Source organism: Borrelia tillae, from assembly GCF_055693965.1.
In genome coordinates, this window is sequence record NZ_JBTGSB010000002.1 from 74,587 (window position 1) to 96,576 (window position 21,990).

The window sequence follows — 21,990 nt, forward strand, 5'->3', positions numbered from 1 at the left end:
TTGTATTATACATAAAAAAAAGTAAAATGTAGATGTAATCTCCCCTGAGAAGGAGAATTAGTATAAGGATTAAATAATTATTATTTTTGTAGTAGAGTTGTGGTTTGGCTACGGACAAAGGTTAAAGAAAATTGTTCAACTATTTATGAGAATTTAAGTCAACAAACAAGGAAAAGAGTTTTATAAGTTACTATAATATTACAAAGATATATTGGTGGATTTTAAGTAATTTATATCTGTTATTTAAAGATTCTGTCTAAGTCTATGGCAAGAACTTTACTGACAAATGATAGTACGGCTTTTGAAACATGTTTAGAGAAATTGAGCCATAAACAAACAGTTAAGTTATCAAAAGAGGATAAATTTTAATAAAGCTTAAATATAAGTAATAACTTTGAGGTTATTGCTAGTGTTTATTATACTTTTGTATTTTAATTAAGAGGAGAATATTCATGCAGTTCAATGGGAGTAAAATATTACTAGTAGTATTATTAATTAGTTGTAGTGCCGATGAAAGGGGCACTATATTGGGTTCAATAAGTGGAAATGGGATTAATTCAAGAAGTGACAGTGCATACAATAATATTGTTGAACATAATAATGTTATATTAAATGACTTATTTGCTAAGTTTGGCCTAACTAATGATCAGATAAATGCTATTTTGTATTTGAGAAGTGCCTTAACAGATGATAAGATCGTTGTACGTGATTCGGATGGGATAAAGATTGCGGCTTATAGCGAGAGTGAGTTTTATAAGTTGCTATCTGATACTTTTGGTGCTATTCGCACGAAGGCGGTTTCTGAGAATATTGTGGCCGCTTTGTATGAAAAATCCAAAATTGAAAAGACTATTGCTGAGTTACAAGATAAAACTTTAAAAGGTGAATTGAATTCGCAGATTGTGAATACCAATGATGACTATAAAAAATCGTTAAAGATTGTATGTAATACCCCTAAAAATTTTATTAGTGATCAATTAATTCAATTGAGTGCAAATATAAAGGTTAAGTTTAAAGCAATTGAAGTTGTAATGGAAACTAAAGGAATATTTAAAAAATTGGATCTAAGCACTGACGAGATAAATATTCTTTATTATCTAAGAGATGTTATAAATAGTTCTAAGCTTGCTGTGATTGATGCTAAATCTGAGGAAGGGAAAGAATTGTTTGGCGTTAGGGTTTCAGAAGATAAAACTGATCGTAAGTATAAATCTAAGAATGCTTTTGTTTATTTAATGTCTGTATTGGTGAATTCTCATAGACTGAAAAAAGTTATTAAAAATATTGCAGAAACTCTTAATGCGAAGTCTAAAGCTAAGGAGGCTCTTGATGCAAAATCTAAGGTTGATGTGTCTATGAATATCGTACCCGATAAATTGGGATTGTATGTATTAAGTATGCGGTATTTAGAAGTTGATAGTGAATATCAAGAAAAGTTAAGACTTGCATGTTATGAAATTGAATACGCATTTAATAGATTGATCAAATTAAATTATGCAGATAAGTTTAAAGCAATTACTAGAGAAGTAAAAGTATTGTAATTTGTAACTTTAATAGTGAAATATAAAAACAATACATAAATTAAAGCCTTCAATAACTAAAGTCTTTAATTTATGTTTATGTATTAAGTGATCTTAAGATTTAGTAGATTGTTAAACTTTCGATTATCATTGCAAAAAATTGGTCTGCATTGAAAACCCCATTGGTATAAAGATAATAGTGCGCATATAATTCACCTTTGATGAATTTTATTGCTCTTTCTTGCTTTTGCTCTTTGGTTGTAAGATCATTGAAGTTTGTTGAGTTTTCAAAAATGCTAAGAGAATACTCTTTAATAGCTTTATGCATTAAATGTAATTTTTGAAGAAATTGTTTAATCTTGTCTTTTCCAAGATCATTTAATAATTTGTTTAATTGACTTTCATCATACTTAAAGTATGACTCTTTTGTTCTAGAACTTTCTTTTTTTCCTATTTCAGATATTAAATCTTCTTGTTGGTTTTTTCCCAAAATATCCAAGTGCTTTTTATCTTTAATTGTGTCTTTAAAGAAAGCAAGTGCTTGTTTTTGATTAGAATCAAGAGTAAGATTTGTATTATCTAGTAAATTATTTACACCTTCTATTTTATTTAATAAACCACAATTCATAAGATTTAATAAAAAAATTGAAAGTAAACATTTTTGAATTAATTTCATTTTTTGCTCCTTTAAAGCAAATATAGCGCAATTCTCTTAATAAAAGATTAATGTCTATTGATTAACAGAATCGATCAGCTTTTTTAAATGGCCCCTTTGCTTCTTGTAGCATTTGATCTAAATCTGATATTGACAAGCCTGGTAGTTTTTTGTTCTTTGCTAAATTTATTTAGTTTTTCTTTTACAGCTTGTTTGAGTTCTTGATCAAAACGACCATCTACTATAAATCTACTATAATAGTATATTAAGTTGTCATATCAGTAGCATCTTTTTTGAATTTTTAGTTATCTTAAGAACACAGAATCGACACTCCATTTTCTATTTTTTCTAGATGATAAAAAAATAATTTAAGCTTATACTGCAAAAATAAAGATAGGCTTTAAGCCTATCTTACATATTTAAAACCAATTATATTTATTTATATTAGTTGTTTATTGTTAATTATTCCTATTTAAGTCTTGTACCAGTGCTTGCTTTGCATCTTCTAAAGCTTTTTTTAAATCTGTTATTGAGTTGGATCCTGATAACTGTGAGTAAAGAGAAGAGAGCGTACGTGAATTTGAATCTGAATTGGTAGTCTCAAATATTGCACCTTTTAATTTCCAATCTTCTGCTCTTTGTAACTTACTGCGAGCATCCATTAATCTTTTTTTGCCTCACTTACATAGTTAGAATACTCCAAAGAGCGCTCTAGAGCATCTAGAGTAGCATCTATGCTGCTTAAAAGATTTTCAAGATTGTCTTTTAACTGTTCACGTGTATATTCTTTTAACTTTTCTTTGGATATAGCTTTATCGGCATTATCATGTCGAGTAGAATATGCCATAGTACTGTGATAGTCAACTTGATTTTTGTCTTCAATGATTTGTTCAGCTAACTTTAAAGCCGCTTCAACATTATTCTTAGCATTTTGTGTTGCAAAGGGAGTGAATGAATCAAAAGTGAAATCTGGAATATCACTAGAATAAACGTAAGATTCATCGCTTTCACCACTTAAACCACTAAGACTATGTTTGTTAGTTCCCCCGATACTATTATAACTGTCATAACTGTGCCCAGATGTGTGAGAAGTGAAAGTTTGAGCAGATGTGTTAACATCTTTGCTTATTGAATAAGGACTTTCAATAACGAAATCATCAAAATCATAATTTGAAGTATGACCATTGCCTGTGCTAATAGATGATTGTGGTATTAAAACTTCTATGTCGTCCATGTCAGTGTCAGTGTCGCCAATTTCGCTTAAATTATTTAAATTATTAGTAGGAACTGTATTGGTAGAAAGGGCACTGCCATCAATATTATCAGAAGTAGGACTTTGTGGTAATTCATTATTTACATTATCTATGCTTCTTTCATTTTTTTTACGTCGTCTTCTAATTTTGTTTTTAGTTTTTTTAACTTTCATTTTTTCTTGTTTGTATTTATGGAATTCCTCATTGTCTAATAGAGGGTTAACCATTTTATCAAACAACTGAACAGACTGTTCTTGCATCTCTTTGTCAAAGAATAATTCACAACTAATAAAACCTATGAACATAAATATAAATAAAGATTGTTTTATTAATTTCATTCATACCTCCTAAATTAACTAAACATATAGCAACAAATATATAGCAATAGTATAAAAAGTACAAAGTAGTGAAAAAAGTATTGTAAATTATTGATATTAAAATTTTAACTGACTTGCGAAGAAAGTATTAAATTTTTATGAAAATCTAATAAAGGATATAATAAGTCTTCATGTTCAGATACAACTTCACTTAAAATTCTAAATATAGGCTCTGTTTTTGAACCTCGCATCCATAAACTTGCAATTATATCTTGTTTATTATTTTTAAATAAAACTTTAAATCCCCCTGAGGAACTGCCGGTTCTAATACTGGTTTGTGTAATACCTTCATAGTTGACAATCTCATAGTTATGTATTGGTAATTTATGTAATATGTTATTTTGATTACCAAATTCTTTTTCTAATAATTTTTCATAATTAGTTTTAAGCATTTCTTGATTTTGTAAACTTAGTTTAAGCATAGCTTTTTCTGATGATACATCTACATTACTATAGAAATTAATTGTTTTTAATATATCATCAAGAGTATAGTGTTCACTATATAAGTTATTTGATAATTTACACCATATTTGATAAAGATTTGTGATCTTAAGAAGTTTTATGATACTAAAAAGGGTTGACAGGGGGTCTCTTACTTTTGAAGGGTATGTAATATTGCCTCCATTTGAACCTTCACCAAGAATTTTAACAGTTAATCCTTTAGCTCTTAAGATATCAGCCATTTCTGTTAAATTAGCTTCACCAACTTCAACTCTGTAAACTTTTGTGTTAAAAAACTTGGCTATCTTTTCTATATTGAGTGATGTTGCATCGTTAACTACGACAGCCAAATTGTTCTTTATACCTGTATGATGAAGATAACTAAGCTCTGAAAGTACTGAAAGTGCAAATATTTTTTGAGGAGCAATAATTGTAACAAGTCCTTGTTTTTGAACTGCAACTAAGTTGCCCCTATCCCCGTCACAATCAGGTACATACCCTAATTGAAATGAGGGATCCTGTTTAAATTTTTGTTCTAGTATGTGTTTACACATATTTAAGGCATTCCCTTCTGGAGTCATATCATGCTTAAATACACCAATTTCAGTATTATATAATTCTAACTTAATGTTTAAAGATTCAATTATATCTCTATCAATAGAATTGATCCGAGCGCTACCATTCATTTCACCTATAATTCCCAAAGGTTTTTCCTTAATATTTTCTTTTAAGATGTTAATATTGGCTTTGTAGTCTGTATCTGATGCATCCGAGAAAATTATCTGCTGCATTAAAGATTTATATGAGTTATAAGCTTGTAATTTATATTTATTTTTTGTGCTCACAATTGATTTGTATGTATTTAAATATGAAGAATTGGAATTAAAATTTTGTAATTCTTTTAATAAATTATGTACTAAAGTTTCATTTTCAATGTTTAAGTTTATTTGGGTTATTATTGCTTTTATCTGATGTGCATTTAATACACCCCCATCGTCTAGACCAGTTTTAATACCATTATATCCTTCTGGATTATGACTTGCAGAGATGTATATAAAACCTTTTGAATTTTTATTTAGACGCGTATAAGCTAAAATTTCTGGTATTGGAAGTATTCCAAGAAAATTGACATTGTCATTTTGTAGTATAAGAGTTTTAAGCACTATTTCTGATAGGATGTCACCCGTTGCTCTTGAATCTAGGCCCACGTTTATATAATCTTTAGGTTTGTCTTTAAAGTAATGTGATAGCGTTAGAGTTATAATTGCAACGAGTACTTTATCATCGTCATTTATATCTCTATCATTTGAGTTTTCATTCTTTGATTTTGCAAATATTTTTCTAAACCCAGAAGGGGAGAGTATCATATCATTAATAGCATGCTTTAAATTAATCATGTTTAGAATATATTGTTTTAACATAGTGACCTTTTCATTAATATTACTATATTACTATAATTATAGTAATATAGTAATATATAAATATATTGAATTATTATTAAATAGCATTAATCATATAATGAGATTTTAAGTGTGTGAAGTGGTAGATAAGATCTTTTCTAAAGCGATACTGGATATGCTTAATCAGCATAAACTTAAAACTTTAAATGTGTCTTTTAAAGAATTTCCCAGTGTAAATCATAATAATATCTTAAATCTTACAAATGATTTTTTTAAATTAAAGTTAAAAAAAAAACTTGTTGAGAATAATTTAAAAAATTATATAAATAATTTTGCAAAATTCAAATTTTCATCAGAAGATGATCTTTATGTTTTTAATTGCAATGAACTTGAGGAGATAGGTCTAGCGATTTATCCTTATGTTTCATTTGGTATTTTTAATGGGGGCTCTGCAACTAGTTACTTTGATATATTAAAAAATAGTGATTTTAATGAAAAATTGTATCTTTTATATGAAAGTAAAATACTAGAAGCTAAAGAATCTTTTAAAGATTTGCCTAAAGGAATAACCCCCGCATATGTTAATAGAGATGGTAGCTATGGGCATTCATTTTTATCACTTAAAATAAGACATCTTTTAATGCTTTCTAGAAAATATTATGAAATCTATGGTGAACATATTAAACCTTCCATTTTTCAAATGACAAGTTGCAAGACTTATAAATTAATTTATAATTTTTTAGGTAATATTTTTGATGATGATTTGATTAAGACTGTCAATTACTGTGATCTGCAAAGATCAGATATTTTAACAGCTATCCAATCATTAGTGTATTGCTATAAAAAAGCAAATAATGAAGAGTATGAGTATTTCAATTATGATGATTGTGGCAATCGAACTCTTTTAGCGTTGCCCGCAGGCCATGGAGAAAATTTTAAAGTATTAAAAGATATCTATGTAAAACTTTATAATTCTGGAAAAAGGTATGTGTATATAGGAAATGTTGATAATATTGCATACACAGTTAACTTAAAGACGTTAGGAATAATGGCAATAACAAATAATGCTGCAGGATTTGAATTTAGTGTTAAAGAATCGTTAGATACAAAGGGGGGGGGGGGTTTTAATCTTAGATAATGACAATCATTTAACGTGTGTTGATATAGGTAGTGCTATTTCTAAAGAAAATGTACTTAAAGCGGAGCGTAGAGGAGAAAAGATTTTGTTCAATTGTGCCACAGGTCTCTTTAATTTAAAGTATTTAATAGAGAATATAGATAGAATAATAATGGATATGCCTATTAGGATCGTTGAACAGGAGAAAGAATTTGGCAAGTATACAGCAGTTGAACAAATAACTTGGGAAGTTATAAGATTGATAGATAATCCATTAATTTTTAATGTTAATAGAGAAGAAAGGTTTTTGCCCGCAAAACTATTTATTAATACACTTATTATGAGTGATTATATGAGAGAAAGGCTAGAAGATAATTGTGATACTGATATATTGAAATCTTTAAAAGAAGCGCTTCATCATTTATTGATAAATAAATATGATTTATTAATAAAAGGAGATAGATGGGATGTTTAGAATTGTGTTATTAATATTTTTGTGTTGTGTGGGCTTAGTTAAAGCTGAAGTTATTCCTGAGATAGAGTATGATTATTTTGAGAATGATAAATCTGATCTTGTGGACATTGATGAGTTTTTAGGGAAAACCAATTATCAAAATATATTAAATGGACGACGTATATTTATAGGTATTAGGAATGTTAGAGCACCTAGAGAGGTACAAACACTTAAAGAGGGTGTAATTGAAAAATTAAAAGAGACAAATCCAATAGGGGTTATTTTATTTAAAGAAAATTTTAAGGACGCAAAACAAACGAAAGAGTTAATAATGGAATTAAGGAAGCATCTTGGATCTGATATTTTTATAGCAGTTGACGAGGAAGGGGGTATAGTTAGTAGAACAGGAGAGAATAAAGAATTAGGGGTTTATCATTTTCCTGAAATGGAGTTAATAGGTAAAAGTGGAGATGAACATCTCGCCTATAAAATAGGTGAAATGTTGGGCAAACAACTTAGACGACTTGGCATTAATGTAAATATGGCACCAGTAGCAGATACTAAGTTTGCACCTGACAGCCCTTTGGGTAGTAGGACTTTTGGATATTCAACATATGATATCGGCCTTATGGTGGAGGCGTTTATTGACGGTATACAAAGGGAAGGTGTTTATGCTGTAGTTAAACATTTCCCCGGACTTGGAGGAACAAAAACAGATACGCATAAAGACTTGGCTATATTGCCATACAGTAGAAATTTTTTAATGGTAAATAATTTTATACCATTTCTTTTTGGCAAAGAAGCTAGGTTTATTATGCTTGGACATGTACTTGCACCCAAGATATCCAGTGATGTAAGTAGTATGTCAAGGGATGTTGTGGATATTATAAGACATGATTTGAATATTTTGAGTTTGATTATTACAGATGCGTATGATATGGGAGCAATTATTAATAATTTTAGTTTGGATAGTGCTGTTAAGAAAGCATTGGATTCGGGAGTTGATATTGTGCTTATTCCCAACAACTTTAAGTAGTGGTGTTAATTCTAGTATGACTTTTAGTATGACTTTAAATGAAGAATTTTTACTTCAAACAGCCAGGACAATAGAATCTGAGAAATAAATTAAGATTGCATTAACTTTGCAAAGTTAAAACATAAATCCACAAAACAAATTTAAGCTTCCAAGGACTAATCTTTGAAAGCTTAATTATTTAAATATCTAAAATATTGTTTATTATTACAATAAATTCAAAGCTCGTTTTCTAATCTTATTAAGGGTATTCTCAATATCAAGAAAACTAGCAACACTTGCATTTGCATACACCTGTTTAGGATCTGCAAAATTGAATATCAGGTGTAATCTATTTTTATATTCATCTTCTTGCTTACGCACATCTTTTCTCAATTCTTCTTTTAAAGCAACATCTTTAACAGTTTCAATAGCATTTAAAGTATCCCTTTTTAATATCAAAACACCCGAAACTCGAGCTATAACTTCCTCAAGCTTATCTAGACTCAATAGATACAACATACCTATTATAGAATTAAAACTATAATCGGTCTTAATGTCATAAATTTTATGATAAGCCTCATCAGGCTCACTAACCTCATCAATATCAGCATCGGTGATCAAAAAACTTCGTATATCATCAACAATTCTCCTCTGATATTCAAAAAGCTTTGAGTATGCATCTTGAAAATTACTAAAACCTAAGACAACATTCTTTAGAAGGAGAAAATAACTTTCATACTTATCTATCATAATTGCACTATAAAACCTACTGATATCCCCTCTAACATAGCTATTAGATAAATTTTGCTTTAAATGAAATGGATAGTCATTTTCATACTTATTAAATAAAATTTTCAAGTTTTTTTTAAAATTTTCATTATCAACATTGTTAATACCTCGTAAAGCTTCAGCTTTAGAATTAAACACTAATTCCACACGTTTTGCAAAATCTTCAATTTTATTCTCACCTAAGTCCTCAAGTAAACGTACAAACTCATCTTCAGTATAAGTGAATTCAATTTGACTATTAACAATCTTGGAATCAGTTAATACATTTTTTGCATAAATAATATATTGCCTTTGCTGCTCAGGTAATTTAAATTTATTAAACAGTTTATGAAACTTGCCATCTACATTATCTTCTTGATTTAGAAGCATTGCATTTGGATTTATCCTTTCAGGATTCATTTCACTCAAACTCATATTATTAAAGTCACTAGAATGTCTACCCTGCAACGTAGAAGTTGTTGAAGGTTTTACACTACAATGCATTACCACTAATGATAATATCAATAATAAGCTATAAATCTTTGTTTTTGCCATTAAATATCTCCTTTTTCAGATCTGGACTTTTGAAGTTCAACTTCCTCAAAATTAAGATTACATTATCAAAGTATTTACTAAACTATTATGATTATTTGTTAATGGACGTTTATACAATAAGTATAAATAATAAATATATACATTTTTATATTTAGAATTTAATATATATCTTATCATCTATAATGATAGCTTATTTGGTAAATAAATTCAATTTCTAAATTGATCCTAATGGTTATTTGGGATATACCATATTGTAAAATTTTAAACGAATAGCAGCATAATTACTCTTATATAATCTAGAACGAATTTCATGAGGTTCTGTAGTACTAAATATATATTTCAATGATTCTACATACATCCTATCTATTTCATCAAATTTAAATACAAGACTTGTATCTTTTTCAATCATGTTAATTGCCTTTTCTCGTATGTCATACATAGCAAAACAAACTCGTAATAATTCCTTAAAATGCTTATCACTCAACTTCTTATACCGACCCAACATACATTTAAAACTATCTGAAGTCTTAAAGCTATTAATTATATCAAAAGCAGCAGCATAATCATGAACTTCATCAAAATCAAAACCAGTTACTACCATAGACTTTATCCCATTGAGTGTTCGTCGTTCCTTCTCTGACAATGCCTTATATATTTCATCAAATTCATTAATTCCCAAAGCTTGGTCTGAATAAAACCTGAAAAAATATTGATCATCAAAATAATTGTGAATAATATCATAAACCAAAACTTGAATATCCTGACTTTTACTTTTATAGTCACTAGTAAAAAGCTCTTTTATACGAGATGGATTTTGCTGTTTGTAGTCGTCAAAGCAAATCTTTAAACTTTTTTTAAAATTTTCACTCCTAACATTTTCAATATCACTTAAAGTTTTTTTATCTTCTTGATGATATGAATTTATCTCCCTTATAAGGGCATTAACGCTAGTACTAATTTTATTCAAAATAATATAAAAATGATTATCATCATCTACACTATAATTTCCATTTTTACTTGGAAATGTTAAATTTCGTATACCGTCAATTACGTCCTTATCATCCTTTTCAAGATTATCGTATACATATTTACCTCTTTCAATTTCAATTTTCAAATCATCACTTAAAAATACACCTTGTTGTATCTCTATTCCACCACTACCTTCTATCTTTGAAATTTGAACTTCTGGTATATAAATTTTTAAAGCCTGATCATCTTCTCTATTAAATAATCGATTCGTGAATGCTCTTTTGCTCCTTAAATCCCTAAATTGATTTTCTTTGGCATGAAAAGCTTTTCCAAACGTGTCTTTAAGTCTTAAATCACACCCCGCCACTACTACTATTACTAATAGTAATAACATTAATAAAAAATAATTCTTTTTTAATTTTATCATTAAATACTCTCCCTCACTCGCTACAGTATATACCCTAATTCAATCATTAAGCAAGTTAAGTTTTCTTTTACCTCCTTTAACTTTACCAAAAGCTCAAAATACTACGATCTATTACAACGCTAAAACTATGTCTTTAAGTTCCATAATATCAATAAAAGCTGATGTATTTATATATGATTTATCAGAATCCATGATCATCTCATATATCTTCTGAAAATTTACTGAATCAAAAGAATTAAACAAATTAAACAAATCATCATTGACACTAAATGATTCTTTTAGATATATTGAATAATCATTCTTAAGTTCATTATACCTAACAGTCAAATCTTGTTTGATTGTCTCATCTTGAACCTTATCAATAGCTACCTTAATTTCATCTATAACTCTAAGTTTATCTAAGACATTGCGAAGACTTGCCGCACCCAAACCCCTAAGCAAGAAATGAAACTCCTCGTTACTATAAGTACGATAACCTTGATCTCGAGCAATACTCGAATCAGTTGCTACACTTAACATATAATCAATCACTTTTAAATCATCATTTGATAAACTTGAGTACATCCTTTCAAACTCCACAATATGTTGAGCATTGTCTCTAATCTTAGTAAAAAAACCCTTAAAACTACTATCATTATCAAAATGGCCAAGATGTACAACCAAATAATCAATGGGCACATTGGGATTATGATTGCAGAAAACCTCTTTTAATTTTAATTTGTATTCATCAGATCTTTGATTTAAAACAGTTTGGAAGTCTTTCTTAATACTTTCATCTTCAATATCATTAACAAAACTTTCAGCATCTCTTTGTTTGGCAAGAACAGACATAATATGATCTGCAATTTTATTAATAGTATCGGATTTGTTGCTTAAACGAATATGAACATCATCTGGCTCTCTAAGTAAATCATAAAAATCCTTAAAAGAATATACCTTACAGATATCATCACTACTAAGACTAACATTAGTTAATACATCTTTTAAATAATTTATACTATCTCTTCTTATATTGGTTAAATTAAATTCACTTAATAGATTTTGAATCTTAAAATTCATACTATCAGTCCCTTCATCCAAATCATCTGAGTCTACCACATTTTTAGAATCAAAATCGCTTCCTAAAAATCCTGTACGTCCTTGCAAATCATTATCATTTTTTTCTACCAGTCCTTTTTTTCAACATCGATGATTTCAACTGGCTTTACAAGATCCTTTCCTCCATTTAAATCTTTGCTCCCAAGCTTTCCAACAAATAACGTTTCAGTTGGACCATTACTACTTCTGGTAAAATTAGTAGCTGAGAAATCTTGAGTTCCAGAAGGTATTTGGGATTCAGAATTACAACTAATTAATAACAATAAAAATAATAAGCTATGATTTTTTATTTCTACCATTTAATATCTCCTTTTATGGTTTATGTTTAAACTTTAAAAGTCCAAACTTTGATTAAAATCAGAATTAAAATCGAGATTAAATTATCAAGCTTAAATGAATTTGCTAAATTATTGATTATAAATTTTTTTTAAAAATTTAATTACATCTTTAATATACATATTATTGTTATTATTTGTCTACATGATTATATAATTATATAATCATTACTAATTTATAATATTTTGTGTACACAACATTCTATCTTAATAGATCGCTAACTGCCTTACTTCTACTTTATCAACCTCTAGGCATCATTTTCTATTCTTCTAAAACCAGATTCAGAAAGCCTTTCGCATACTCCCATCTTTTTCTAAAAGAAGTAAAACATTATTTTTAAGATCTACAATTTGCTTAAAATAAGAAGACTCATAAAACTTGCCTGAATCAAAATAAGACTCTAAAATCAAATCATAAAGTTTATTAACACTATTATATGTATAATCAAAAGTGTTAAATATATTTTTTAAATAAACTTCATTCTCCTCACTATAAAATTTTAAATCTTTATGCAAGGTACTTATCATTTTTTTATCTCTAAGCTGATAAATAATAAAGCTAGTTTGATCTATTACTTTCAGCCTATCCACAATTGTCTGAAGTCTAGAGGTATCTAAAATTTTCAATGCGTCTACAAATTTATTTATGTCATAATTACCTACATTATTAACAGGATCAATTAGCAAATTTTTTAAATAAATAATAACCTTAACATCATCAGCAGAAAATTCTGATTTTATCCATTCTTCAAAATTTGCAATATAAAAAGCAGAGTCTCTAATCTCAAGAAACCAACCTTTAAATGAATTATAACCAGTAAGATTACTAATTATAAAAAACAAATCACCAACCCTCATATTAACACTATATAAGCTAAATGCTCTCTTTATCTCCAACTTCAATTCTCGAGACTTAAGCTCTAACCTAGTTTTTAATTCCTGTTTTTTATCTAAATCTTTAATAGAATCAACCAATATTTGAGCTTTGATTTGTTCTTCTAAAGTAGATATAATATCTTTTGTAATTCTATCAACAATAGAGGCTTTAAAGGCTAAAGTAGCATGGGGCTTGTCTGATTGATTCAAAAAATCATATAAGTCTTCAAGCGAATATGTCCTATAACCCTTATCACTACCAATCGAAAAATCAGTTAAAATTTCACTTAAATAAAACAAGACGCATTGTTTTTGTCTTGCTGATAAATTAAATTTATTTAAAAGACCCCGAATTTTATGCACTACACCTATCTCAAGAGTATCAAAACTATCTTGCTTGATTGTTTCTATTACTTCTAAATGCTTTCCTTTAAATTCTTGACTTTCTAACTTAAACAGCTCTTTTACAAATAAATTCTCATCAAAGATAGTCTTTCCAAGCAGATTATCTTTAAATAAATCTCTTTTAATAAGATTTTTAGATAAGAACGCTCGCAATATAAACTCTGGGGATTTTAAACTACAATTCATTATTACTACCAGTAATAACAATAATAAGATACAACTATTTGCTTTCAATTAAATATCTCCCTTGTTAAAATCTTAAAACCTTTCAAATTAATCAAATTAATTTACTAAAACCTACTAAGATGCCTTAAAACGCTTAAGATAAGTGATGTATGTTACCACTATTGTACGCAATTTATCTATACTTTCATTTAGATACGTAACAAATACTCCACATACATAAATTTTTTGATAACAACACTACTTTAACACTTATATAACATAAATTTATGTCTAATAAATATTAAAGAATTCAAAATCATGATTGTCCTTTTATATCAAAATCCTTTGCTTTTGCTCTAATAATTTGATTCCTAATACCAAATTTAATACCCTTTTCTTTAATTTTGTCAAAATCCTCTTTAAAAACCTCTAAACGAATAAAAGCTGTTTTGTTTATCGCCTCTTGGTATGCTAAATCAGAAGATGATTCATTAAATATGCGATACAAATAATCATGATATTTATTGTCTTGAATCGCAAACTCACGCATCAAATCTTCTTTCAGCATCTCCTTAATAGCCTCATAAGCTTCCTTTCGTGCTCTTAAAACACCTAAATTAAAATTTATAATTTTTCTTAAAATTTCAGTATCTTTTAAGTTACCAAACAAAATACCTATTTTAGAATCAAAACCATCAACACTCCGAATAGAATAAGCTTCAAAATAAGCTTTTTGAAATTCTCTTTCATAAATATCATTATAATCACTATCATAAAAAAAATGGGGCACAGAACCTCTTAAAACTTTTCTTATATAATCAAGTGCTTCTCTTTCATATTTCAAAAGTCTTCCATATACTACCCTGTATTCATTTATACCTACAGCTCTTTTTGCAATATCACCAAAAACCTTTTCATAATAATCGTATTCAATAAATGAATTATAAATTTCATCTAAGTTGTGAAGCTCATGCCCATTAGAAAAATGATTCTTTAAGTGAAATGGGTATTCATTTTGTTCATATTCATACCATACACGTTTTAAGTTTTTCCTAAAATTTTCTCTACCCGCAATACCAACCATGCTGAATAAAGCTTTAATTTTTGCGTCAATCGCTAATCCTATATGCTCTCCAATGCCCCTTACTCTATCAGCACCAAATGCCTCAAGTAAATTTACAAATTCATCTTCAGTATAAGTATAAGGACGATAGCCTTTATCATTACCAAGATTATGATCAGACAATATAAAATTCATATGACGAATAGCCCCAAATTGATCCTCCGATAATTTAAATTGATCCATCCAACTTAGCAACTTTTCCAAACTTTCTACTTCTATATCAGAAAAAATACCAACAACATCAAATTCATACTCACCATTACTATCAAGACCATCAACTTCAAGATTATCAATAATACTATTATTATCTAATACCACACCACCTCTTATTAACATTACTCTTGCAATTTGATTAAGTCCCAAATTATTATAAGTCATCACCATAACTGCTAATATCATTAATATTAATAGCAATACACCTATAATGAATTTACCTACTAATTTATGTATTATGCTTATCATTAAACACCTCCTCTTAAAAATTTAAGTCTTTAAATCTTTCCTTAGATTTTAGTTAAACTAAAAAATTTAATTAAATTAAGAAAATTAAAATTGTTAAACCTGTGGAATCAGAAATTAAATTAATTAATTATAGATTATTATTGATGATTAAGCTATAATTTACTATAAATTTATATACAAAACTACTAATATAATTAACTAAAAATCAAATTCTTAAAGCTAAAAGAATTTCAACACTTTTAATATTCCTCTACCCCTTCTCTGTTGTGGCCTGGGCTTTAATTCTGCTAAATTCATCCCCTATGATCTTTAAATAAACAATTGTTGTCTTATCTGTTATAAACTCGTATACCTTACTAGCAGATGTCTTATCCAATATGAAGCGCAAATAAGATGTCAAAACCTTATCTTGGTGTTCAAGTGCATGTTGCAAACTTGTCTTTAATGCATTGTCTTCCATATTTTCAACAACATCAAAAGCCTCTCTTTGTAATTTCAAAACATCTAAATTAAGATTTATAAATTTTTTTAAAATTTTAACATCTTTTAAAGCGCCAAACAAAACACCTATTTTAGAATCAAAATTATCAACGGTCGTAAAATCATCAGTATAATACGAATCATTAAAAAGATATTTCACTATCAAATATTTTATATAATCAAGGGATTCCTTTTCATCATTTGAAAGCCTTGCATATATTTGTTCATAATTATTAATACCTATTACTTTATCTGAAATAGCGTTCAATGCATCTACAGTATAATAATCAACAACTGAAGGAAATGTGCTATATGCATGATCAAGATCTCGTGAGAGCAGCCCATCTTTACCAGAAAAAGCAAATCTTATCCTAACTAAACTACCTCTATTGTATTGATCAAACCTACGTTTTAAGTATTTTTTAAAATCTTCCTTATCACCCTTAAGACTATTAATAGCTGATAAAGCTCGGTCGCTTCTGTTAAGTACTATGCCCACAATATCTGCAACAACCTGTGTTCTTTTGGCACCAAGTTCTTCAAGAAACTGTAAAAATCTAACACTATAAGTATAAAGACGATGGTTGTCATACTTAAGATCAGGATGAGTCAATATAAACCTTAAATACAGAATGCTTCTAATCTGCTTACCAGATAATTTAAATTTGCTCAAAAGATCCTCAAGCTTTGCTTTACTTCTAGATTCTATTTCACCAAATTCACTAAAATCAACAGCAATATTATCCGTCTTTGCTACCCCTATATCATTATTTAGCTCTACTTCTGCATTTTGTTTAATTCCAAAGCTATACATTGCTATTAGTACTATTAACACTAATAGCAATATACCTACAACAAATTTATGTCTTACACCCATAACAAATATCTCCTCTTATAATTTAAACTTTTAAGTATTCATTTCAAAATATTCTTGCTAACCTTGCCTGCTACAGCCTGTGCTTTAATCTTGCCAAACTCATCTTCAAGAATATTTCGTTTAAAAATAGCATTTTCTTTAGTTACTTCTTCATATACCTCATCAGCAGATGACTTATAAAATAAATCCCTGAAATACCGTTCATATCTCCAACCTTGTCCACTAAGCTCAGTTTGTAAATTTTTCTTTAATGTAGTGTCACTAACTTCCTTAACAGCATCCAAAGCTTCTCTTCGTGCATTTAAAAGATCTGAACTGAGACTAAGAACCTTTCTTAAAAGTTCAGTATCATGCTCTTTACGAAATAATCTACCTATTCTAGCATCAAAACTATCGGCACTCCGCATAATATCTTCACAGTGAGCTCCCATAAGATTAATTTTATTTTCATCATCAAAGTTACTATTATCAGTTACTAAAGAACTTTTAATATAATCAAGTGTCTCCTTTTCGTCCTTTGAAAGCCTTGCATATACTTTGTTATAGCTATTAAAACCTAAGACTTGCTCTGAAATAGAACTAAAATCTAGCTTTACAACATAATGCTCATACTTAGTAAAGAAATTATAGGCTATACCAACCTTTTGCGGATCTTGTCCACTAGATAAAAGGCCCTTTAAATCAGATAGATAAAGCCTATTGTACCTATCAAAAAGACATCTTAATCTTTTCTTTAAATGCGCCGCCTTATCAATTGGAATACTATTAATATCTTCTAAAGCTTTATCGCGAACCTTAAACACTAAATTTGCAGTATTCACAACAATTCGTGTCCTCTCAGAACCAAGTGCCTCAAATAATCTTAAAAATTTATCTTCATCATAAGCATGTGGGATGCCATTTCTAGCACCTCCAAAATCAAGACTGGTGAATACATACCTTAAATAAAGAATATTCCTAATCTGCTCACTAGATAACTTAAATTTACTAATCAAATCTTGAAGCTTTGTTTTACTTTTAGGTTCTATTTCACCAAATTCATTAAAATCAACAGCAACCGTCTCCATGACCGCATTAACCTTATCTAAGCCTAATTTTAATACTCTCCTACCAATTACTGCTATTACTACCACTATTAACACTAACGACACACTAATAAAATACTTACTCTTTATGTTCATTAATACCTCCTTCAAAAATATCGTTATTCAACTTTATTACTAAACTTCTCTCTTTAAGGCTTGAGTTTTGATTTCGATAAATTCATCTTCTGCTGTCTTTAAATAAACAAGATTCGACTGTTTTGTTACTACCTCATATGGCGATTCAAAATACAACCTATGAAATACACGATTCAAATAATTTCTATATTTACCATTTTGGGCATAAAATTTAAACTTTAAGTCCTTATTTAACGTATCTCCGGCCCCCTCAATAACATCATAAGATTCCCTTTGTGCTTCTAAAACACCTAAGTTAAGATTTATAATTTGTCTTAAAACTTCAGTATCATCAGGCTGAATGAAATCAAAACCTATTGTAGAATCAAAACCATCAACAGTCTGAATAGAATAAGCTTCAAAATGAGCTTTATGAAAATCAGACTCACCTCCATAAGGAATGTCACCGTACTTCATCGTTACCAAATGTTTTATATAGTCAAGTGCCTCTTTTTCTTTATCTGTAAGCCTTACATATACGTCGTTATAATTATTAATACCTAAAACTCTTCTTGAAATAGAGCCAAAACCCCTCTCAGCATCAAAATGCTCATATTTATAAAATGAATTATAAACTGCATCAACTTTTTGCGAATCATGTCCATTAGAAAGATAATCCCTCAACTCAGATAAATACTTATCATTATTAAATACATCAAACACAAATTTTAAGTTCTTCTTAAATTCCTTCCTACTATCACCCTTAATACTATTAATAGCTGATAAAGCTTTATCACGAGCCTTAAGAACTACACTTACACTATCTACAATAACCTTAGTTCTCTTAGCACCAAGTGCCTCAAGGAAGTTTAAAAATTCATTTTCAGTATAAGTGTAAGGTTTGTAAACAATTCCAATATCAGGACTAGTCAAAACAGACATTAAATATCGGGTACTTTTAATTTGCAGATCAGATAATTTAAACTTATCCATCAGGTCTTCAAATTTTACTATTCCCTCAGTATCCACTATTTCTTCTGGTGCTATTCTTTCAACATCACCAGCAATATCAACGCCACTAAGAATAGCATTTTTAACAGTAAAATCATCAGCAGCCGCGTCTGATTTTACTGTTAAAGTATCAGTAACACTATTATCCAAGTCCGTGCTATTCTTCTCTAGATGTAGTCTCGCAATTTGCTTAGGTTTTGAATTATACGTGACGATTACTATTATTAAGAGTATTATTAATACTAATAACAATACAACAATAACATACTTATTCTGTGTCTTCATTAAATATCTCCTCTTCAAATTCAAGCCTTTACTCTAAACTTAAATTAAAAATTAAACTTAAACTTATTAAAGCTAAATCAAGTTTTTTATAAATATCTAAATTATAGCTTTAGTTTTAATGTCACTAAACCCATCTTCAATAGTCTTTAAACGAGCAATAATTGCTTTATCCGTTGCCAGAGTATATGTTGCATAAGCAGATGGCCTATCTAATATGTAGCGTAAATAAATTATGTATTCATTATCGTGGTCTTTGACCTTAAGTCCTAAAGATTCTTTTAATGCAGTGTCCCCAATCTCCTCTATAGCATCAGAGACTTCTCTTCGCATCTTTATAACACCTAAATTGAGATTTATGATCTTTTTTAAAATTAAAGTATCATTAAGGTTGCTAAAATTACGGCCTATTATAGCATCAAAGCCATCACTAGTCTGAATAGAATAAATTTCAAAATAAGCTTTCTGAAAATCAGGATCATCTTCATCAGGAGTGTCGATGTAGTCAACTGTTACCAAATGTTTTATGCAGTCAAGCGCTTTCCTTTCTTCACTTGAAAGCCTTGCGTATAATTTTTTGTAACTATTAAAATCTGCAACTCTTCTTGAAATAGAACTAAAACCGCTCTTAGCATCAAAATGCTCATATTCAAAAAACAATTCACAAACTTTATCAATCTTGTGCGGATCATATCCATCAGAAAGATGGCTCTTTAACTCAGATAGATATACATCATTATTGTATCTATTAAACATACATTGCAAATTTTTCTTAAAGCGCTCCCTATCAATTGGAATACTATTAATATCTGTTAAAGCTTCATCTCTCTTGTCAAACACTACACTTACACGATCTCCAATCACCCGCATTCTATCAGAACCAAGTCTCTCAATCAACATTAAAAATTCATCATCAGTATAAGTATGTGGACAATAATCTTTATCATTGCCAATATCAGGATTAGTTAAGACATATCTTAAATACAAAATACTTCTAATCTGCTCACCTGATAATTTAAATTTATTAAGTAACTCATAAAGCTTTATAAAACTTATTGGGTCTATTTCACCAACATCACCAATAACATCAACGGCAATGTCACCAGCAACAATTCTTAAATTATCAATAACACTATTATTTCTGTCCTTATCTAAATTGTCTCTTGCAATGTGCTTAAGCTTTAAATTGTACACTACTATTAGTATTACCATTAATATTACGATTACTAGCAATACACCTATAATAAATTTATGATCTATTCTCAATTAAATATCTCCTCTTAAAATTCAAACCTTTGATTTAAACTTAAATTAAAACTTGCAAACTTACTGAAAGTTATTAAATTTAAATTTGAAGTTTAGATTAATTTAATAATTAAATTAATGCATATTATTATTACATGTTAATTATATATTGATATACAGTTTATGCTTACATTAACGATTTGTCTATATGATGAATATATTTATGACTCAATTTTTAATATCTTGCTCTGAAAAAAGTTAAAGACTATTATCAGATTATTGTAGCCAATTTTTATATCCCAAAGCCTGCTCTTTAATTCTTCTAAGTTCATTTGCAATGGACTTTAAATGCGCAATAGTTAACTGATATTTCGCTCCCTTTAAACCAATAGATAACTGATCTAATATGTAGCGCAAATAAGTTACACATTTCTTATCTTGCCCCTTAAGCTTTAGTATCAATTCTTCTTTTAAGATATAATCTTTAGTCCTTATCACAGCATCAAAAGCTTCTTTTCTTACCTTAAAAAAAACATCTAAATTAAAATGCAAAATTTTTTTAAAACTTGAACAGCATCAGGTTTGCGAAATAACTTACCCAGCGTGGCATCAAAACCATTGCTAGTACGAATAGAATAAGTTTCAAAATAAGCTTTCTGAAAGTCAGATTCACCACCATGAAAAACATCACCATACCCAACTGTTATCAAATGTTTAATACAGTCAAGCAACTCTTTCTCTTCACCTGAAAGCTTTGCATATACTTCTTTGTAACTTTTAAATCCTAAAACCCTTTCTGAAAGCGACTTAAAAACCTTAACATAATAATTATGTCCAGAATCACGTAAAAAAAATGAATTATAAAGTTTATCAATCTTTTTAAGATCATATTCCTTAAAGATATGATTCTTTAAATGAAACGGATATTCATCATTATTGTATTTATAAAATATACATTTCAAATTTCTCTTAAAACTGTCTACATCTACACTATTAATATCAACTAAAGCTTTATCTCGTGTCTTCAGTACTAGATTTATATGGGACCCAATCACCCGAGTTCTTTTAGCACCAAGCCTCTCAAGTAAATTTACAAATTCATCTTTACTATAAGTATGAAAACTTTGGCCTTTACAATTACCAATATTAGGATTAGTTAAAACATATCTTAAATATTGGGCACCTTTAAATTGTACACGTGATAATTTAAACTTATCCAACAGATCGTCAAGACTTACCTTTGTCTCTAAATCTCTTTTACCAATATCATTAGTGCCCTCTCCAGATATTTTTAAATGACTAATATTATTTGCACTATTATTTTTACTCTTTTTTAAAATGCCTCTTGCAATTTGATCAAATCCAACAAATCTGTAAACCATTATTGCCATTACTACTATTAACACCAGCAGCACTACACCAATAACATGTTTATTCTTCACCCTCAATTAAATATCTCCTCTTCAAATTTAAGATTTTAAGCATAAATTAAATAATTATAGGTATTAATTATAAAACTA

18 protein-coding genes and 1 pseudogene are annotated in these 21,990 nt (G+C 28.7%); 3 read left to right on the forward strand and 16 right to left on the reverse strand.

The window, feature by feature from the left end; all coding sequences use genetic code 11:
- Positions 1–452: 452 nt before the first annotated feature.
- Positions 453–1,541 (forward strand): BTA121 domain-containing protein surface lipoprotein, encoded by a 1,089-nt coding sequence (locus tag ACWUD1_RS04790; RefSeq protein WP_472757084.1) that lies wholly within the window; start codon positions 453–455, stop codon positions 1,539–1,541.
- A 100-nt stretch (positions 1,542–1,641) separates the two neighbouring features.
- Here the strand turns inward: ACWUD1_RS04790 and ACWUD1_RS04795 are convergent, their stop codons facing one another.
- The 4 genes from ACWUD1_RS04795 to ACWUD1_RS04810 all read right to left on the reverse strand — a co-directional run bounded on the left by ACWUD1_RS04795 (position 1,642) and on the right by ACWUD1_RS04810 (position 5,667).
- A complete protein-coding gene (locus ACWUD1_RS04795; RefSeq protein ID WP_472757085.1) occupies positions 1,642–2,196 on the reverse strand; it encodes a hypothetical protein in 555 nt (184 codons plus the stop codon).
- A gap of 437 nt (positions 2,197–2,633) precedes the next feature.
- Positions 2,634–2,837, reverse strand: coding sequence for a hypothetical protein (locus ACWUD1_RS04800; RefSeq protein ID WP_472757086.1), 204 nt, complete (start codon positions 2,835–2,837; stop codon positions 2,634–2,636).
- Positions 2,837–3,766, reverse strand: a complete 930-nt coding sequence (locus tag ACWUD1_RS04805) for a hypothetical protein (protein WP_472757087.1) — start codon at positions 3,764–3,766, stop codon at positions 2,837–2,839. Before ACWUD1_RS04805 ends, ACWUD1_RS04800 begins: the two co-directional genes overlap by 1 nt.
- Positions 3,767–3,870: 104 nt before the next feature.
- Positions 3,871–5,667, reverse strand: coding sequence for a phosphoglucomutase (locus ACWUD1_RS04810; protein ID WP_472757088.1), 1,797 nt, complete (start codon positions 5,665–5,667; stop codon positions 3,871–3,873).
- Between the two features lie 154 nt (positions 5,668–5,821).
- Here ACWUD1_RS04810 and ACWUD1_RS04815 point away from each other — a divergent pair.
- Together ACWUD1_RS04815 and ACWUD1_RS04820 are read left to right on the forward strand one after the other, a co-directional pair.
- Positions 5,822–7,238: pseudogene (locus ACWUD1_RS04815) on the forward strand (UTP--glucose-1-phosphate uridylyltransferase).
- A complete protein-coding gene (locus ACWUD1_RS04820; RefSeq protein WP_472757089.1) occupies positions 7,231–8,253 on the forward strand; it encodes a glycoside hydrolase family 3 N-terminal domain-containing protein in 1,023 nt (340 codons plus the stop codon). The pseudogene ACWUD1_RS04815 and the gene ACWUD1_RS04820 overlap by 8 nt, the downstream one beginning before the upstream one ends.
- 204 nt (positions 8,254–8,457) lie before the next feature.
- On the opposite strand, the gene ACWUD1_RS04825 is transcribed toward ACWUD1_RS04820, so the two are convergent.
- The 12 genes from ACWUD1_RS04825 to ACWUD1_RS04880 all read right to left on the reverse strand — a co-directional run bounded on the left by ACWUD1_RS04825 (position 8,458) and on the right by ACWUD1_RS04880 (position 21,912).
- Entirely contained in the window at positions 8,458–9,555 is a 1,098-nt protein-coding gene (locus ACWUD1_RS04825; protein WP_472757090.1) for a BTA121 domain-containing protein surface lipoprotein, read from the reverse strand.
- Between the two features lie 232 nt (positions 9,556–9,787).
- Positions 9,788–10,951, reverse strand: a complete 1,164-nt coding sequence (locus ACWUD1_RS04830; protein ID WP_472757091.1) for a BTA121 domain-containing protein surface lipoprotein — start codon at positions 10,949–10,951, stop codon at positions 9,788–9,790.
- Positions 10,952–11,062: 111 nt separating this feature from the next.
- Positions 11,063–12,097, reverse strand: a complete 1,035-nt coding sequence (locus tag ACWUD1_RS04835) for a BTA121 domain-containing protein surface lipoprotein (RefSeq protein ID WP_472756941.1) — start codon at positions 12,095–12,097, stop codon at positions 11,063–11,065.
- Positions 12,098–12,114: 17 nt separating this feature from the next.
- Positions 12,115–12,348 (reverse strand): hypothetical protein, encoded by a 234-nt coding sequence (locus tag ACWUD1_RS04840; protein ID WP_472756942.1) that lies wholly within the window; start codon positions 12,346–12,348, stop codon positions 12,115–12,117.
- A 318-nt stretch (positions 12,349–12,666) separates the two neighbouring features.
- On the reverse strand, positions 12,667–13,851 hold the full coding sequence (locus ACWUD1_RS04845) for a BTA121 domain-containing protein surface lipoprotein (protein WP_472756943.1): 1,185 nt from the start codon (positions 13,849–13,851) through the stop codon (positions 12,667–12,669).
- A gap of 295 nt (positions 13,852–14,146) precedes the next feature.
- Positions 14,147–15,415 carry a BTA121 domain-containing protein surface lipoprotein gene (locus ACWUD1_RS04850; protein WP_472756944.1) on the reverse strand — a complete coding sequence of 423 codons (1,269 nt, stop codon included), beginning with the start codon at positions 15,413–15,415 and terminating at the stop codon, positions 14,147–14,149.
- 250 nt (positions 15,416–15,665) lie between these two features.
- Positions 15,666–16,772, reverse strand: coding sequence for a BTA121 domain-containing protein surface lipoprotein (locus ACWUD1_RS04855; protein WP_472756945.1), 1,107 nt, complete (start codon positions 16,770–16,772; stop codon positions 15,666–15,668).
- 38 nt (positions 16,773–16,810) lie between these two features.
- Positions 16,811–17,953, reverse strand: a complete 1,143-nt coding sequence (locus tag ACWUD1_RS04860; RefSeq protein WP_472756946.1) for a BTA121 domain-containing protein surface lipoprotein — start codon at positions 17,951–17,953, stop codon at positions 16,811–16,813.
- Positions 17,954–17,992: 39 nt separating this feature from the next.
- The gene (locus ACWUD1_RS04865) at positions 17,993–19,228 is read right to left on the reverse strand and encodes a BTA121 domain-containing protein surface lipoprotein (RefSeq protein WP_472756947.1); all 1,236 of its coding nucleotides are present in this window, start codon (positions 19,226–19,228) and stop codon (positions 17,993–17,995) included.
- A 96-nt stretch (positions 19,229–19,324) separates the two neighbouring features.
- A complete protein-coding gene (locus ACWUD1_RS04870) occupies positions 19,325–20,491 on the reverse strand; it encodes a BTA121 domain-containing protein surface lipoprotein (protein ID WP_472756948.1) in 1,167 nt (388 codons plus the stop codon).
- Between the two features lie 255 nt (positions 20,492–20,746).
- Positions 20,747–21,022, reverse strand: coding sequence for a hypothetical protein (locus ACWUD1_RS04875; protein ID WP_472756949.1), 276 nt, complete (start codon positions 21,020–21,022; stop codon positions 20,747–20,749).
- Entirely contained in the window at positions 21,007–21,912 is a 906-nt protein-coding gene (locus ACWUD1_RS04880) for a BTA121 domain-containing protein surface lipoprotein (RefSeq protein WP_472756950.1), read from the reverse strand. Before ACWUD1_RS04880 ends, ACWUD1_RS04875 begins: the two co-directional genes overlap by 16 nt.
- Positions 21,913–21,990: the final 78 nt, after the last annotated feature.

Coding starts and splice junctions, on each gene's coding strand:
- ACWUD1_RS04790 (WP_472757084.1), top strand. CDS start 453: ATGCAGTTCAATGGGAGTAAAATATTACTAGTAGTATTATTAATTAGT.
- ACWUD1_RS04795 (WP_472757085.1), bottom strand. CDS start 2,196: ATGAAATTAATTCAAAAATGTTTACTTTCAATTTTTTTATTAAATCTT.
- ACWUD1_RS04800 (WP_472757086.1), bottom strand. CDS start 2,837: ATGGATGCTCGCAGTAAGTTACAAAGAGCAGAAGATTGGAAATTAAAA.
- ACWUD1_RS04805 (WP_472757087.1), bottom strand. CDS start 3,766: ATGAAATTAATAAAACAATCTTTATTTATATTTATGTTCATAGGTTTT.
- ACWUD1_RS04810 (WP_472757088.1), bottom strand. CDS start 5,667: ATGTTAAAACAATATATTCTAAACATGATTAATTTAAAGCATGCTATT.
- ACWUD1_RS04820 (WP_472757089.1), top strand. CDS start 7,231: ATGTTTAGAATTGTGTTATTAATATTTTTGTGTTGTGTGGGCTTAGTT.
- ACWUD1_RS04825 (WP_472757090.1), bottom strand. CDS start 9,555: ATGGCAAAAACAAAGATTTATAGCTTATTATTGATATTATCATTAGTG.
- ACWUD1_RS04830 (WP_472757091.1), bottom strand. CDS start 10,951: ATGATAAAATTAAAAAAGAATTATTTTTTATTAATGTTATTACTATTA.
- ACWUD1_RS04840 (WP_472756942.1), bottom strand. CDS start 12,348: ATGGTAGAAATAAAAAATCATAGCTTATTATTTTTATTGTTATTAATT.
- ACWUD1_RS04845 (WP_472756943.1), bottom strand. CDS start 13,851: ATGAATTGTAGTTTAAAATCCCCAGAGTTTATATTGCGAGCGTTCTTA.
- ACWUD1_RS04850 (WP_472756944.1), bottom strand. CDS start 15,415: ATGATAAGCATAATACATAAATTAGTAGGTAAATTCATTATAGGTGTA.
- ACWUD1_RS04855 (WP_472756945.1), bottom strand. CDS start 16,772: ATGGGTGTAAGACATAAATTTGTTGTAGGTATATTGCTATTAGTGTTA.
- ACWUD1_RS04860 (WP_472756946.1), bottom strand. CDS start 17,953: ATGAACATAAAGAGTAAGTATTTTATTAGTGTGTCGTTAGTGTTAATA.
- ACWUD1_RS04865 (WP_472756947.1), bottom strand. CDS start 19,228: ATGAAGACACAGAATAAGTATGTTATTGTTGTATTGTTATTAGTATTA.